This is a genomic window from Roseateles toxinivorans (genome assembly GCF_004362525.1).
GTDB classification, from domain to species: domain Bacteria; phylum Pseudomonadota; class Gammaproteobacteria; order Burkholderiales; family Burkholderiaceae_C; genus Paucibacter; species Paucibacter toxinivorans.
In genome coordinates, this window is record NZ_SNXS01000010.1 from 21675 (window position 1) to 36533 (window position 14859).

Annotated in this window: 9 protein-coding genes; 8 read left to right on the forward strand and 1 reads right to left on the reverse strand. The window is 69.7% G+C overall.

Annotation, left to right across the window (positions count from 1 at the left end; translation table 11 throughout):
* Positions 1 to 6 precede the first annotated feature (6 nt).
* The 8 genes from DES47_RS24220 (at position 7) to DES47_RS24255 (ending at position 10670) form a co-directional block, all read left to right on the forward strand.
* On the forward strand, positions 7 to 1473 hold the full coding sequence (locus DES47_RS24220) for an NAD-dependent succinate-semialdehyde dehydrogenase (RefSeq protein WP_133703351.1): 1467 nt from the start codon (positions 7 to 9) through the stop codon (positions 1471 to 1473).
* Positions 1470 to 2276, forward strand: a complete 807-nt coding sequence (gene hpaI / locus DES47_RS24225; RefSeq protein WP_133703435.1) for a 4-hydroxy-2-oxoheptanedioate aldolase — start codon at positions 1470 to 1472, stop codon at positions 2274 to 2276. The genes DES47_RS24220 and hpaI overlap by 4 nt, the downstream gene beginning before the upstream one ends.
* 113 nt (positions 2277 to 2389) lie before the next feature.
* Entirely contained in the window at positions 2390 to 4594 is a 2205-nt protein-coding gene (locus DES47_RS24230) for a putative bifunctional diguanylate cyclase/phosphodiesterase (protein ID WP_166652146.1), read from the forward strand.
* A 59-nt stretch (positions 4595 to 4653) separates the two neighbouring features.
* Complete coding sequence (locus DES47_RS24235; RefSeq protein WP_133703353.1) at positions 4654 to 5370, forward strand: response regulator; 717 nt, start codon at positions 4654 to 4656, stop codon at positions 5368 to 5370.
* On the forward strand, positions 5367 to 6671 hold the full coding sequence (locus DES47_RS24240) for an ATP-binding protein (RefSeq protein WP_243748446.1): 1305 nt from the start codon (positions 5367 to 5369) through the stop codon (positions 6669 to 6671). The genes DES47_RS24235 and DES47_RS24240 overlap by 4 nt, the downstream gene beginning before the upstream one ends.
* A gap of 143 nt (positions 6672 to 6814) precedes the next feature.
* Positions 6815 to 8347 carry a Do family serine endopeptidase gene (locus tag DES47_RS24245; protein ID WP_133703354.1) on the forward strand — a complete coding sequence of 511 codons (1533 nt, stop codon included), beginning with the start codon at positions 6815 to 6817 and terminating at the stop codon, positions 8345 to 8347.
* An 82-nt stretch (positions 8348 to 8429) separates the two neighbouring features.
* Positions 8430 to 9734 carry a UDP-N-acetylglucosamine 1-carboxyvinyltransferase gene (locus DES47_RS24250; RefSeq protein WP_133703355.1) on the forward strand — a complete coding sequence of 435 codons (1305 nt, stop codon included), beginning with the start codon at positions 8430 to 8432 and terminating at the stop codon, positions 9732 to 9734.
* Positions 9735 to 9743: 9 nt separating this feature from the next.
* Positions 9744 to 10670 carry a hypothetical protein gene (locus tag DES47_RS24255; RefSeq protein ID WP_133703356.1) on the forward strand — a complete coding sequence of 309 codons (927 nt, stop codon included), beginning with the start codon at positions 9744 to 9746 and terminating at the stop codon, positions 10668 to 10670.
* A 15-nt stretch (positions 10671 to 10685) separates the two neighbouring features.
* Here DES47_RS24255 and DES47_RS24260 read toward each other — a convergent pair whose 3' ends face one another.
* On the reverse strand, positions 10686 to 14852 hold the full coding sequence (locus DES47_RS24260; RefSeq protein ID WP_133703357.1) for a DEAD/DEAH box helicase: 4167 nt from the start codon (positions 14850 to 14852) through the stop codon (positions 10686 to 10688).
* Positions 14853 to 14859 lie beyond the last annotated feature (7 nt).

A 14859-nucleotide genomic window follows, 5' to 3' on the forward strand; every position in this document is an offset into this window, starting at 1 on the left:
TTAGCCATGAACCTGCAAGATGCCACGCTGCTGCGTGCCGACAACTTCATCGCCGGCCGCTGGATGGCCGCCGCCTCAGGCCAGCAGCTCGAGGTGCGCAACCCGGCTGACAACGCGCTGATCGTTGCCGTGCCCGACAGCGCGGCCGCCGATGCGCAGGCCGCGGTCGACGCCGCCCAGGCCGCCTTTCCGGCCTGGAAGGCGACGCCGGCCCGCGAGCGCGCGCAGCTGCTGAAGCGCTGGCATGCGCTGATCATCGAACACCAGCAAGACCTGGCCCTGATCATCTCGACCGAGCAGGGCAAGCCGCTGGCCGAGGGCCGCGGCGAGGTGCTGTACGCGGCCAGCTATGTCGAATGGTTTGCCGAGGAGGCAACCCGCGCCAACGGTGAGCTGATCCCGGCGCCGGTGCGCGGCCGCCGCATGATGGCGCTGAAGGAGCCGGTCGGCGTGGTCGCCGCGATCACGCCCTGGAACTTCCCCGCCGCGATGATCGCGCGCAAGATCGCCCCGGCGCTGGCCGCCGGCTGCACCGTCGTCGCCAAGCCGGCCGAGGACACGCCGCTGACCTCGCTGGCGCTCGTCCATCTGGCCGAGCTGGCCGGCTTTCCGGCCGGCGTGCTGAACATCGTCAGCGCCTCGCGCGAGCACACGCCGGCGGTGGTCGACGTCTGGCTCAAGGACGTGCGCGTGCGCAAGATCACCTTCACCGGCTCCACGCCGGTGGGCAAGCACCTGGCGCGCGAGTCGGCCACCACCTTGAAGAAGCTGTCGCTGGAGCTGGGCGGCAACGCCCCCTTCATCGTCTTCGAGGACGCCGATCTGGACGCCGCCGTCGAAGGGCTGATGGTCTCCAAGTTCCGCAACGGCGGCCAGACCTGCGTCTGCCCGAACCGCGTGTTCGTCCATGACGCCGTGCACGATCAGTTCGTCGAGAAGCTGGCCTCCCGCGTCGGCGCGCTGAAGGTCGGCCCGGCCACCCGCGCCGATTCGCAGATCGGCCCGATGATCAACGCCCGTGCGGTGAACAAGATCATGGCGCATATCGACGACGCGCTGTCCAAGGGCGCGCAGCTGGTCACCGGCGGCCGGCGCCTGCTGCAGGGCGAGGGCCCGAACTATGTCGCGCCGACGGTGCTCAGCAGCGCCACGACGGCGATGCTGCTGGCCCAGGAAGAGACCTTCGGTCCGGTCGTGCCGGTGTTCCGATTTACCGGCGAGGACGAGGTGGTGAGAATAGCCAACGACACACCATTCGGCTTGGCCGCCTATTTCTACTCCCGCGACATCGCCCGCGTCTGGCGCGTCGCGGACGCGCTGGAGACCGGCATCGTCGGCATCAACGAGGGCGCCCTGGCTTCCGAGGCCGCGCCGTTCGGCGGTGTCAAGGAATCGGGCTATGGTCGTGAGGGGTCGACCCACGGCCTGGACGATTACATGCACACCAAATACCTGTGCCAGGGAGGACTCTGATGGCTGGCAACGCATTCAAGGCGGCGCTGGCTCGCGGCGACAAGCAGGTCGGCCTGTGGCTGTCGATGGCCCAGACCTACAGTGCCGAGATCTGCGCCAGCTGTGGTTTCCAGTGGCTGCTGATCGATGGCGAGCATGCACCGAACGATGTGCGCTCGATGCTGGCGCAGTTGCAGGTTGTCGCCGCCTATCCGGTGCAGCCGGTGGTGCGGGCGGTGGCCGGCGACCCGGTGCTGATCAAGCAGCTGCTGGACATCGGCGCGCAGAACCTGCTGGTGCCCATGGTGGACACGGCCGAGCAGGCCCGCCGCCTGGTGGCCGCCACACGCTACCCGCCGCTGGGCATGCGCGGCGTCGGCGCGGCCGCGGCCCGTGCGGCACGCTTCGGCGCCCGACTCGACTACGTCGAAGTGGCCGATGACGAGGTCTGCCTGCTGGTGCAGGCCGAGACGGCCACGGCGCTGGGCAATCTGGTCGAGATCTGCGCCGTCGATGGCGTGCACGGCGTGTTCATAGGCCCGGCCGATCTGGCCGCGTCGATGGGCCATCGCGGCAGGCCGGGCCACCCCGAGGTGCAGGCCGCCATAGCTGCGGGCATCAAGACCATCGTGGCCAGCGGCAAGGCCGCCGGCATCCTGACGGCCGACCAGACACTGGCCCGGCACTATCTGGAGCTGGGCGCCACCTTTGTGGCGGTGGGCATCGACGTGGTGCTGCTGGCCCAGGCCGCGCGCAAGCTGGCCGGTGACTTCGGACTGGGGGCTTCGGCCAGCCTGGCGGCGGCGGGGGCTTCGGCCTACTGAATCGCCTCAGCCCGGCTTTGACCAGGGGGATTCGGTGACTTTCCGCATCCCGCCTCGGGTGACATGGGCCTCGCCTACGCGGGTTGACGCTGTCCGGCGCTATGCTTGGCGCCATGGCCCAAGTCCCCAGCCGCATCGGTGATGTCGTGCCCGACATCGCCGAGCCTCGCAAGATCATCCCGACGCCGGGGTCGCAGCGCCGGCCCTGGGTGTTGGTGCTGGTTCTGGCCCTTCCTCTGCTGCTGTTCTGGGCCATGCCCTCGCTGGACTTCCTGAAGCGCAGCGAGAGCGTGTTTCCGGTCTGGCTGCATACCGTCGGCGAGCTGGCCGCAGTGGTGATTGCGGGCCTTGTCTTCGTCTCGGCCTGGCATGCGCAGGGGCGCGAGCGCCGGCTGAACGTCATGCTGCTGGGCTGCGGCTTTCTGGCCGTGGGCCTGCTGGACCTGGGGCATCTGCTGTCCTACAAGGGCATGCCCGACTTCGTCACCGAGGCCGCGCCGCAGAAGGCGATCGCCTTCTGGCTCAGCGCCCGCTACACGGCCGCGATCGTGTTGTTGCTGGTGGCTTTGCGGCCGGTGTCGCCGCTGCTTGACGTCGCGCAGCGCCGCCTGCTGCTGATGGCCTTTCTGGCGCTCGCGGCCCTGGGCTATGCCTCGCAGCTGGCCTGGCCGCAGATCTGGCCGACCTTGTTCGTGCCGGGCCTGGGCCTGACGAGCACCAAGATCGCCGCCGAGTACGGCATCGTTCTGCTCTTGCTGGCGGCGGCCGGCCTGCTGGTGCGGCAGACCGCGCGCAACCAGTACAGCAGCGCCGATCTGGCGCTGGCGGCGCTGGTCACCATCCTCAGCGAGCTGTGCTTCACGCTGTATGCCAATGTCAATGACATCTTCAGCCTGCTGGGCCATGGCTACAAGATAGTCGCCTACTGGTTCATCTACCGCGCCGTGTTCGTGGTCGCCGTGCGCGAGCCCTATGCCAGGCTCAGCGAGGAGGTGGCCGAGCGCCAGCGCGCCGAGCAGCGGCTGGCGTTTCTGGCCTATCACGACCCGCTGACCGGCCTGCCCAACCGCGCGCTGCTGCATGATCGGATGGAGCAGGCCATGGCCGACGCTCGGCGCAACCACACCCAGGTGGCGGTGCTGCTGCTGGACCTGGACCAGTTCAAGACCGTCAATGATTCGCTGGGCCATGGCGCCGGTGATCAGCTGCTGGCCACCGCCGCGCGGCGCCTGCAGGCCGCCCTGCGCAGCAGCGACACCGTGGGCCGCCTCGGCGGCGACGAGTTCCTGATACTGCTGCGTGGCGTCAAGGACCGTGAGTCGATTGCTCCCGTGCTCGACTCTCTGCAGGCCAGGCTGAGCGAGCCGGTGCTGATCGACGGCGCCGAGCTGCGCGTCTCGGCCTCGTTCGGCATTGTCATGTTCCCCGAGCAGGGGGGCGACCTCGAAACGCTGCAGCGCCGCGCCGACACGGCCATGTACCACGCCAAGGCAAGCGGCCGCAATTGCCACCGCTTCTTCGACGACAGCATGCAGGGCGATGTGCAGGACCGCATGCGCATGCAGGTGGGCCTGGCCCGCGCCATCGAGGCCAACGAGTTCGAGCTGCACTACCAGCCGCTGATCGATCTGAAGACCGGCCGCATGGTCGGCGCCGAGGCCCTGCTGCGCTGGCGTCTGCCCGATGGCAGCCTGATGCCACCGGCCCAGTTCATTCCCGTGGCCGAGGAGAGCGGGCTGATCGTGCGCATCGGCGCCTGGGTGCTGCACGAGGCCTGCCGGCAGGCCAGCCTGTGGCCCGCCATCAATGGGCCAGCGCCGTGGGTGGCGGTGAATCTGTCGGCGCTGCAGTTCCGCCAGGGCGGGCTGGAGACGCTGGTCGCGGCGGCGCTGCGTGACAGCGGCCTGGCGCCGGGGCGGCTGGAGCTGGAGCTGACCGAGTCCATCCTTATCAGCGACCCGGCCAGCGTGCTGGCGGCGGTGACCCGGCTCAAGGCGCAGGGCGTGATGCTGTCGATCGATGACTTCGGTACCGGCTATTCCAGCCTCTCCTACCTGACCCGCTTTCCGGTCGACAAGCTGAAGATAGACCGCAGCTTTCTGCAGGACCTGGGCGGTCGCGGCCAGGGGCAGACGATTGTCGAGGCCGTCATCGGCCTGGCCAGCAATCTGGGCCTGGCCTGTGTGGCCGAGGGCGTGGAGACGGCCGAGGTGGCCCGGCTGCTGAAGGATCTGGGCTGCGGCTATGGCCAGGGCTACTATTTCGCCCGGCCGATGCCGGCCGAGCAGCTGATGGCCTTTGCCCGGGCGCAGACCTGATTGATACGGCCGATGGCCGGCTATGCTCCCGGCTGTCGCAACTTTGATTTCCGGTCCCGATGCGCCTGCTGCTGGTGGAAGACGATCGCATGATTGGCGAGGGCCTGCGCGCCGCGCTGCGCCTGGAGGGCTTCGCGGTGGACTGGGTGCGCGATGTGGCCGCGGCGCAGACCACCCTGGCCAGCGAGCGCTTTGATCTGGTCCTGCTCGATCTGGGCTTGCCGCCGGGCGGCGGGGCTGCCGCAAACGACCCCAAAGCCGATCCCACGTCCGACGGCCTTACCGTGCTGCGCGGCATGCGCGCCCGCCAGGACCAGACGCCGGTGATCGTGCTCACAGCCCGAGACGGTGCCGGCGAGCGGGTCAAGGGTCTGGACAGCGGCGCCGACGACTACATCGTCAAACCGTTCGAGCTCGACGAACTGAATGCCCGCATCCGCGCCGTGATGCGCCGCCACAGCGGCCGCGGCCAGGCGCTGCTGAGCTTTGGCGCCGTCACGCTGGACCCGGCGACGCGCCAGGTGACGCTGAACGGCCAGCCGGTCGTGCTGTCGGCCCGCGAACTGGCCGTGCTGGAGGCCCTGCTGCAGCGGCCCGGCGCGCTGCTGTCGCGCGCCCAGCTGGAGGACCGGCTCTACGGCTGGGGCGAGGAGATCGAGAGCAACGCCGTCTCGGTCTACATCCACCAGCTGCGCCGCAAGCTCGGTGCCGACTTCATCCAGAACGTGCGCGGCGTCGGCTACTACGTCGGCTCGGCCAAGGCCGAGGGCCCATGATCAATTCGCTGCGCGCCCGACTGCTGATCACGCTGCTGGGCCTGCTGGCAGCCGCCGCGCTGGTGATGGGCCTCAGCACCTATCGCAGCGTGCTGGCCGAGACCGAGACCCTGTTCGACTACCAGCTGCGCCAGATGGCGCTGGCGCTGCGCGACCAGGGCGAGATTGCCGCCAACCAGGCCCGTGCGCTGGCCGATGAGCAACTCGACTTCGTGGTCCAGATCTGGACGGTGGACGGCCGCAGCATCTACGCCTCGCGTGCCCACACCAATCTGCCGGCGCGGGCCCTGCTGGGCCTGGCCGAGATCAACGTCAACGGCCAGGCCTGGCGTACCTTCAGCGTGGCCACGCCCGAGCGCATCATCCAGGTCGCCCAGCCGGTGCAGATACGCCAGCAGCTGGCGGCCGCCGCAGCGCTGCGCAGCGTCGTGCCGCTGCTGCTGCTGGCGCCGCTGATGGCGCTCTTGGGCTGGTGGCTCAGCGCGCTGACCCTGAGGCCGCTGCAGCAGGTGGCGGCAGGCGTGCGCGAGCGCGATGCGCAGTCGCTGGCGCCGTTGCCCAGCGAGGGCCTGCCCGACGAGGTGGCGCCTTTGGTGACGGCGCTGAATGCCCTGCTGCAGCGCCTGGGCCAGTCGCTCGATCAGCAGCGCAGCTTTGTCGCCGATGCGGCCCACGAGCTGCGCTCGCCGCTGACGGCGCTGAAGCTGCAGGCCCAGTTGCTGGCCCGTGCCACGGACCCGGCCACGCGCGAGGAGGCCATGGCAGCGCTGACCGCCGGCATCGAACGCGCCGCCCGCCTAGTCGAGCAGTTGCTGGCCCTGGCCCGCGCCGAGCCGGGCGCGCTGGCCGTGGCCCCGCAGCCGCTGGACCTGAGCGAGCTGGTGCGCGAGGCGGTGGCCGACTGCGTGCCGCTGGCGCGGCAGCGCGGCAGCGAGCTGCAGCTCTTCGCCGAGCGGCCGGTGACGGTGCTGGGCGATCGCGCGGCGCTGACCGCGCTGGTGCGCAACTTGGCCGACAACGCGCTGCGCTACGCGCCGCCCGGCGCCCGCGTCGAGCTGCGCGTCGAACAGGTCGAGGGCCGCCCCCGCTTGCAGGTGGATGACAGCGGCCCCGGCATACCGCCGGCCGAGCGCGCGCATGTGTTCGACCGGTTTTACCGCCGCAATCTCAGCGACGAAGGCGGCTCCGGCCTGGGTCTGGCCATCGTGCGCCAGGTGGCCGAGCGCCACGGTGCCGCCATCACCCTGGGCGATTCGGTGCTGGGCGGGCTCCAGGTCAGCCTGCTGTTCCCAGAGGCGTAGCCCGGATTGCATCCGGGCTACCAATGGCTGTTCCCCCGCGCCGTTTAACTTTCGCTTAAATCTCGGCTAACCAAGGCCTAACGCTGCCGCCCTATCGTTCATGTCATGCGGAATCCCCCGCGCGCCTTGACGGAGAACGTGGCATGAACATCAAACCCCTGAATGCGGCCCTGCTGACGGCAGGCCTGTTGGCCGGCGGTGCCGCCGGTGCGCTGAATCTGCCGCAATGGCTGAAGGGTGAGCCGAAGCCGGTGCCGGTCGCAGCGACGGCCCCGCAGCAGCTGGCCGCCGCCGAGCCGGCGCCCGCCAACCTTTCCGCCCAGGCTCAGGTCCAGGCCCCGGTGCCGCTGCTGCGTGATGCTGGCGTGCCCAATTTCCGCGCCATCGTCAAGCAGGCAGGCCCGGCCGTGGTGGGCATCACCGTCGAGGGCATGCACAGGGTCAGCCGCGAGGAGCAGGGCGGCCCCGGCTCAGAGGCCGACCCGTTTGCCCCCTTCTTCCGCGGCCTGCCGGGCTTCCAGCAGCGCGGCCGCGGCCAGCCGCAGCAGCCGTTCCGCGGCCAGGGCTCGGGCTTCATCATCAGCAGCGACGGGCTGATCTTGACCAACGCCCATGTCGTCAACGAGGCCAAGGAGGTGACGGTCAAGCTGAGCGACCGGCGCGAGTTCGCCGCCAAGGTGCTGGGCAGTGACAAGACCACCGACATCGCCGTGCTGCGCATCGAGGCCAAGAACCTGCCCACTGTGCGCCTGGGTGACCCGCGCCAGATCGAGGTCGGCGACCCGGTGCTGGCCATAGGCGCACCCTACGGCCTGGAGCAGACGGCCACGCAGGGCATCGTCAGCGCCAAGGGCCGCTCCTTGCCCGGCGACGCGGTCGTGCCCTTCATCCAGACCGACGCGGCCGTCAACCCGGGCAACTCGGGTGGCCCGCTGTTCGATGGTAGCGGCGCGGTGGTGGGCATCAACTCGCAGATCTATTCGCAGTCCGGCGGCTATCAGGGGCTGAGTTTTGCCATCCCGATCAATGTGGCACTGAAGATCAAGGACCAGATCGTCGCCACCGGCCGCGCCCAGCATGGCCGGCTGGGCGTCAATGTGCAGGACCTGACCCAGGCGCTGGCCGATTCCTTCGGCCTGCCCAGGCCCGATGGAGCGCTGGTGGCCAATGTGGCACCAAAAAGCGCCGCAGCAGCGGCCGGTCTGAAGGCGGGCGACGTGATCACCGAGGTCAACGGCGAGCCGGTGGTGCGCTCGGGCAATCTGTCCAGCCTGATCGGCCTGTCGGCGCCGGGCGAGCGGGTCAAGCTCAAGGTCTGGCGTGACCATGAGGCTCGCGAGATCGAGGCCAGGCTCGGTGGCGCCGATGCCGGTGACAAGCAGGCCGCAGCCAGCGATGGCAGCCCGCAGGACGGCAGGCTGGGCCTGGCCCTGCGCCCGCTGACGCTGGACGAGAAGCGCAGCGTCAACGGCGCCCAGGGCCTGGTGGTGGAGGACGCTTCCGGCCCGGCGGCACGCGCCGGCATCAACCCCGGCGACCTGCTGCTCGCCATCAATGGCAAGCCGGTGCAATCGGCCGAACAGGTCGGCGAGGTGGTCGCCAAGTCGGGCAAATCGGTGGCGCTGTTGATACAGCGCGGCGGCGACAAGATCTTTGTGCCGGTGAAAATCGGGTAAGTAAAGGCGTCTGCTGCCTGGGGGCGCTGCACAGGACTGATAATCGGGGCTGCAATTTCAGCCGCCCCGCGCAGCCCCCCACATGTCGAATCTGATTGTTCACGGCGGAACCCCGCTGGCCGGCCGCATCATCCCCTCGGCCAACAAGAACGCCGTACTGCCCATACTCTGCGCGACGCTGCTCAGCGCGGAGCCGATCCGGCTGCATGGCGTGCCCGAGATCACCGACGTGAAGAAGATTCTCGAGGTCTTCCGCAATCTGGGCAGCCGGGTCGAGGTGGACTTCAAGACCGGCCTGCTCGATGTGCACCACCGCGACACGCATTTCGACGCGTCCAAGGACCGTCTGCCCGAGGAAATGCGTTCGTCCATCATGCTGGTGCCCGGGTTGATGGCCCGTTTTGGTGCGGCCCGAATCGAGGACGACGTCAAGGGTTGCACGCTGGGCATGCGCGAAATCGACCCGCACGTCGAGGTATTCGAGCGCTTCGGCGCCCAGGTCGAGCGCCAGCCCGATGGCCTGCTGCTGCATGTTCAGGCGGCCAAGCTGCATGCCAACGACCACTGGACCGACTATGCCTCGGTGACGACGACCGAGAACTTCGTGCTCTGCGCCGCGCTGGCCGACGGCACCTCGACGCTGATGAACGCCGCTTCCGAGCCCCATGTGCAGGAGTTCTGCCTGTTTCTGCAGATGCTGGGCGCGCAGATCGAGGGCCTGGGCACGTCCAAGCTGAAGATCAGCGGTGTGGACAGGCTCAAGGGCGGCGAGTTCACCTTTGCAGAAGACTTCCACGAGATCGTCACCTTCCTGGCACTGGGTGCGATCACCGGCGGCGATGTGCAGGTGAAGAACTCGACGCCCGAGCAGTTCCCGCTGATCGACCGCACATTCGCCAAGTTCGGTGTGCGCATCGAGCACAAGGACGGCTGGTCGCGGGCCATCACCGACGGCCCGCTGAAGGTCAAGGAGCCGTTCACCCGCAACATCCTGCAAAAGGTCGAGGCAGCACCCTGGCCCTATCTGCCGGTCGATCTGCTGCCCATCTTCGTCGCCCTGGGCGTCAAGGCCGAGGGCAGCGTGATGTTCTGGAACAAGGTCTACGACGGCGCGATGGGCTGGACCTCGGAGCTGAGCAAGTTCGGAGCGCACGCCTTCCTGTCCGACCCGCACCGCATGGTCACCTTCGGCGGCAAGCCGCTGGCCCCGGCCGAGGTCGAGAGCCCCTACATCATCCGCGTGGCGATAGCCCTGCTGATGGTGGCGGCCAGCATCAAGGGACGCTCGGTGATACGCAATGCCACCCCGATACGGCGCGCGCATCCCCACTTCGTCGAGAACATCTGCACCCTGGGCGCCCGCATCGAGTGGGTCGAAGGCGACTGAGGCGCTTGCGTGACTGCTGAGCGCCGTCGCGGCGGCCTCTTCTTTTGCTGGCTGCTTGCCCTGGGCCTGGGTCTGTCGGCCCCTGCCCGAGCGCAGGAGCCCGTCGGCGCGGTGCGCTGGATGACGCAGGACCTTCCGCCGCATTTCAGCTACGTCAACGGCAGGCCGCCACAACGTGTGGCCGATCTGGCCAATGGCGAGCTCGATGGTTTTCTGCGCTTGCTGATTGCCAATATGCCGCAGTTCAGGCATGAGTTCGTCGATGCCGGCTTTCCGCGCTTCGAGGCCCTGGCACGTCAGGGGCAGACCCTGTGCTCGGTGCTGCATCTGCGCACGCCCGAGCGCATGAACTGGCTCTACTTCACTCAGCTGCACCCGCCGCTGTTATCGCGCCAGCTGCACGTCATCGTGCGCCGCGACAAGGCCGCGCAGTTCGAGTCCGGGGGCCAGCCGCTGCAACTTGGCGAGCTGCTGCAGCGTACCGAGCTGATGGGCCTGCTGCCTCGCGACCGCTCCTTCGGCCCCAAGATCGATGCGCTGCTGAAAACAGCTGCTTTCAACGCCCCGCAAACCGTGGTCGCCACGCGCAGGCAGCAACTGCTGGCCATGCTGCGCGCCGGCCGCATGGACTACACACTGGAGTACCCCTCGGCCGTCGATGAGTACCTGCGCACCGCCGAGCCTGGCCCCGAGCTGATCAAGCTGCCCCTGGCCGAAGGCCGCAGCACCTTGGTTGCCACTGCCGCCTGCACCCGCAACGCCGAGGGCCGCAGGCACATCGAGGCCATAGACCTGGCCGTGCGCAAGCTGGCCCAGGACCCGCAGCGCGAGGCCTGGATACGGGCCTGGCGCGGCGAGTCGCTCGACGAACAGGACCGGCTGCGCATCAACCGGTATATGGATGAGCGGGCGAAGGGTGGGGCGCTGATCGAGTGATGGTCAGGGGCCGGCTCAGCCCCGCAGCAACTCCGCCAGCGCCCTCGCATCCAGCACCGTTGCCTCATCCTGCCCCTCCAGAATCCCATCGGCCAGGCCGCGCTTGTCGCGGTGCAGGGCCAGGATGCTTTCCTCGACCGAGCCGGCGGTCACCAGGCGGTAGACGGTGACGGGGCGTTGCTGGCCCATACGGTGGGCGCGTCCCATGGCCTGGTCTTCGGCGGCGGGGTTCCACCAGGGGTCGACGATCAAGACATAGTCGGCCATCGTCAGATTCAGACCGAAGCCGCCGGCCTTCAGGCTGATCAGGAACAGCTCGCCCTCGCCCTTCTGGAAGGCGGCCACGCGCCTGGCGCGCTCGGGCGCGGGCGTGCTGCCGTCCAGGTACTGATAGGCCAGGCCCATGCTGTCCAGGCGCTCGGCCAGCAGCTTCAGGAAGTCGGTGAACTGGCTGAACACCAGGGCCTTGTGCTGGCCATCGACCAGCTCGCGGACGATGCGCTCGAACTCGGCCATCTTGGCGCCGGCCAGGCCCAGCTCGGGGGCCACCAGCCGCGGGTCGCAGGCGGCGCGGCGCAGGCGCATCAGCTCGGCCAGTACCTGCATCGTGGCGGGTTTTCCATCGCTGCCCGCCTGTCTGACGCTGTCCTGCGCATTGCGGCGCAGCGCCTCCAGAAAGCTGCGCTCCTCGGGGCCCGGCTGGACCAGGTGGACGATCTCGGTGCGCGGGGGCAGGTCCTGCAGCACCTGGGCCTTGGTGCGGCGCAGGAGGAACGGTGAGACCAGCCGACGCAGCCGCGCGCGCACGACGGGGTCCTGCTGGCGCTCGATGGGCCCGGCGAAGCGCTCGTTGAACTGGGCCGCGCTGCCCAAGAGGCCCGGGTTGATCAGATTCATGATGGACCACAGATCGGACAGGCGGTTCTCCACCGGCGTGCCCGACAGTGCCAGCCGGAAGCCGGCGCTGAACTCGGCCACCGACTTGGCGCGCTTGGTGGCGGCATTCTTCAGCGCCTGGGCCTCGTCCATCACCAAGGTGGCCCAATGCTTGTCGGCAAAGCGCTCGCCGTCGATCTGGGCCAGCGCGTAGGAGGCGATCAAGACGTCGCCGGGGCCGGCGGCGGCGATCTGTGCCTCGCGGTCGCCGTCCTCGCCGTAGAGGCTGCAGCGCAGGCCGGGCGCGAACTTCTCGCCCTCGGCCAGCCAGTTGGCGCAGACCGAGGTCGGCGCCAGCACCAGCGCCGGGCCGAGGTCGGCGCGGGCGATCAAGAGGCCCAGCGTCTGCACGGTCTTGCCCAGGCCCATATCGTCGGCCAGGCAGGCGCCCAGGCCGGCGTGGGCCAGGCGGCTCATCCAGGCATAGCCCTCCAGCTGATAGTCGCGCAGCTCGGCGCGCAGGCCGGGCGGGGCGGCGGGCCGCAACGCGGCGGCCTGGGCCAGGGCGTCCATGCGGGCGCGCCAGGGCGAGTCGCCCTCGACCTGCATGCCGTCCAGCGTTTCGTCCAGCCAGGAGGCCACGGCGCTGGGCAGCTGCAGCTGGTCCTTCTTGGTCTGGCCCAGCGCATCAAGGTCGCGCAGTTGCTGGCGCAGCTGTTCGCTGAGGGCCAGGTATTGCCCATCGCCGAGGCTGACGAAGCGGCTGCGCGAGGCCCGCGCCAGCGCGATCAGCTGCTGCAGGCCCAGCACCCGCTGCTCGTCGAGCTGGGCCTGGCCTTGCAGCGCCAGCCAGTCGCGGCCGCTGGCCACATTGACGGTCAGCGCCGCGCTGGCCAGGGGCTGCACGCTTAAGCGTCGGCCTTTGGGCCAGTCGAGCGCCGCGACTCCGGGCAGGCCGGGCAGCAGCTCGACAGCGTGCAGCGCCTGCTCCGGGTCGTCCAGAAGCCAGGGCGCGTCGGCGCCCAGCTCGGGGTCGAGAAAGGGCAGGGCGTCCAGCACGGCCAGGCGATGGGCCTGTTCGGCCGCCAGATCGCGCTCGGTGGCCAGGCTCAGGCCCTCGTGCATGCACATCAGCCGGGCGCGGCCGAGGCCCGGCGTGACGGCCGGGCCGAAGTCGCCGAACGGCTGCGCCACCAGCTGCAGCTGCAGGCCCTCGCCCAGCGGGCTGAGGCGGGCGCGCAGGCGGCTGTCGCCAGTCACCAACTGGCCGGCGGCGGCGTCGCTGTGCAGCTGGAAATGGCCGCTCAGCACCTGCAGTGCCGCGCCCAACTCGGCCGTGGCCTCGGCCGGCACGGCCCAGCCCTGCGAGACCAGCTCGGCGACACGGCGCTGCGCCGCGCTGATGCGTATCAGCCGCGCATGCTGCGGGCCGTCGCGCAGCAGGCGGATGCTGTTGCGCTTTTCGACTTCTGCCTCGTAGTTGCTGCCCAGCCAGTCGGTCGTGCGCGGCGGCTCGGAGGCGACCAGCGGCGGGTGGATGGAGAACTCGAACTGCTCGCGGCCATCGGCACCGGCCTTCTTCAGCACCTCAAGTTCAGGCTGCGCCTCCACCAGCTCGACCCACTGGCCGGGGGCGTCGGCAAACATCACACCGGGGTGGCCGACCAGCGCAATCGCCGCCTGGCTGACATCGATCTGGTAGGTGGTGCTGGCGCCGTAGGCGGGCCGCTCGACATGGCGCAGCACCACGCTGTCACGGGGCAACAGGGCGCTGCTCTTCTTCAGCTTGGCCCAGCCGACCGATTTCAGCTTCAGCTGACCCCGCGCGCCGAGGCTGCGCTCCATCGCCGCGATGTCCTGCACGCGGCCCTGGGCGTCGAGCTCCAACTGCCAGGCCAGCTCGATCTGGGCAGCGGCGGCCTTTGGCGCCGCAACCTCATCGAGCACGGCGATGGCCGCCAAGGCATCGCGCCAGGCCTCGCGCGGGCCGCCGAGAAAGCTGACCGGCTGCGGGCGCTGGCCCTTCTCCAAGCGGATCGGCCCGAGGTCGAGTGCCTCTGCCGCCGCCGCGACCAGGGCCGCCAGCCAGTGCTGCTGCAGCGCCTGCAGGCGAGCCACCACGGCCTGCACCGCCGACGCCTCCCAGCCCGGCGCGTCGCGGCCCAGCCAGGCGGCGAGCAGCAGGCGGTTGCAGCCGGTCTCCAGCACATGCTCGCGTGCCTCCAGGCCGGGGATGAAGGCCAGCGCGGCGTCATCCGGGCTTTCCTCGCCCAGGCGCACACCGATCGCGTGAGCCCACAGCCCCCACCATTCGAAGGCGGTGGGCTTGCGCGAGCCCGACTCGGCGATGCAGAACTTGCGTGCCGCCTCCCAGAGCTTGGGGCTGTCCTGGGCCAAGAGGCTGAGCACGTACAAGCGCCCATGGTTTTGACCCAGCACGCCGCGGCGAACACCGCGCTTCTTGCGCAGATCGACCAGCGCCTGCTCGTAGCGTGCGGCGGCCTCGGGCCAGCGGCCGGCCAGCATCAGCTTCGCGGCCTCGAAGGGGCTGGCTTCGATGCCGTCCAGACCCTTCAGCAAATCATCCAGCAGGGGCAGGGCCAGCGCCTGCAGCGCATCGTCGGCCAGGCGGGCGCGCAGCGCCGGGTCCAGGGCCTCCGGGGCGCTGCGGAACTGCTGCAGCAGCCAGTCGTGCAGCATCAGGCCCGGCGCCGAACCGGCCGGCAGCAGCGCCAGCAGCTGGCCCAGCACCTGGTCGCGCAGGGCCGGGTCCATCGCGGCGACGACCTCGGGCAGCCAGGGTTGAAGAAGGGCGGGCACCAGCAGCGCCTCGTCGGACAGATCGAGCAGCAGGCTGTCCAGCAGGCGCCGGTAGTCGGCCAGTGCCAGGCCGGAGGCCAGCAGCAGGCGCAACAGGTTCAGCCGTTCATCGGCCGCGCGAAAGCTGAGCCAGCCCGGCAGGCGCTCGATATCGCCATTGCCGCCGCCCAGCACCCAGACCATCACCCGCCAGTAGCGCCTTGCCTCGGGGCGCAGCAGCAGGGCCTGCAGGCGCTCCGCATGGCGCTGTGGGTCGGCGGCGTAACCCTTGCCATAGTGCTGGGCGATCACGCCGGTGCCCAGCAGCGCCTGCAGGCCCCGCGTCACGTCGGCCGGCTCGAAGGGCCCGCCGTCGCTCCGCTGCCAGCCCAGCGCATTGAGCCAAAGGCTCAGGCCGGTGGCACCACGGGTGCCGCCGAGCAGCAGCAGTGCGTCGAGCACGCGGTCGGAGTCGGCGGGGATTCGAGTCGGAGATTGAAAGGTCATGGTGCGA

Excerpts from the sequence above, each read along its gene's own strand:
- DES47_RS24220 (WP_133703351.1), top strand. The coding sequence starts at position 7 with ATGAACCTGCAAGATGCCACGCTGCTGCGTGCCGACAACTTCATCGCC.
- DES47_RS24230 (WP_166652146.1), top strand. The coding sequence starts at position 2,390 with ATGGCCCAAGTCCCCAGCCGCATCGGTGATGTCGTGCCCGACATCGCC.
- DES47_RS24235 (WP_133703353.1), top strand. The coding sequence starts at position 4,654 with ATGCGCCTGCTGCTGGTGGAAGACGATCGCATGATTGGCGAGGGCCTG.
- DES47_RS24240 (WP_243748446.1), top strand. The coding sequence starts at position 5,367 with ATGATCAATTCGCTGCGCGCCCGACTGCTGATCACGCTGCTGGGCCTG.
- DES47_RS24245 (WP_133703354.1), top strand. The coding sequence starts at position 6,815 with ATGAACATCAAACCCCTGAATGCGGCCCTGCTGACGGCAGGCCTGTTG.
- DES47_RS24250 (WP_133703355.1), top strand. The coding sequence starts at position 8,430 with ATGTCGAATCTGATTGTTCACGGCGGAACCCCGCTGGCCGGCCGCATC.
- DES47_RS24260 (WP_133703357.1), bottom strand. The coding sequence starts at position 14,852 with ATGACCTTTCAATCTCCGACTCGAATCCCCGCCGACTCCGACCGCGTG.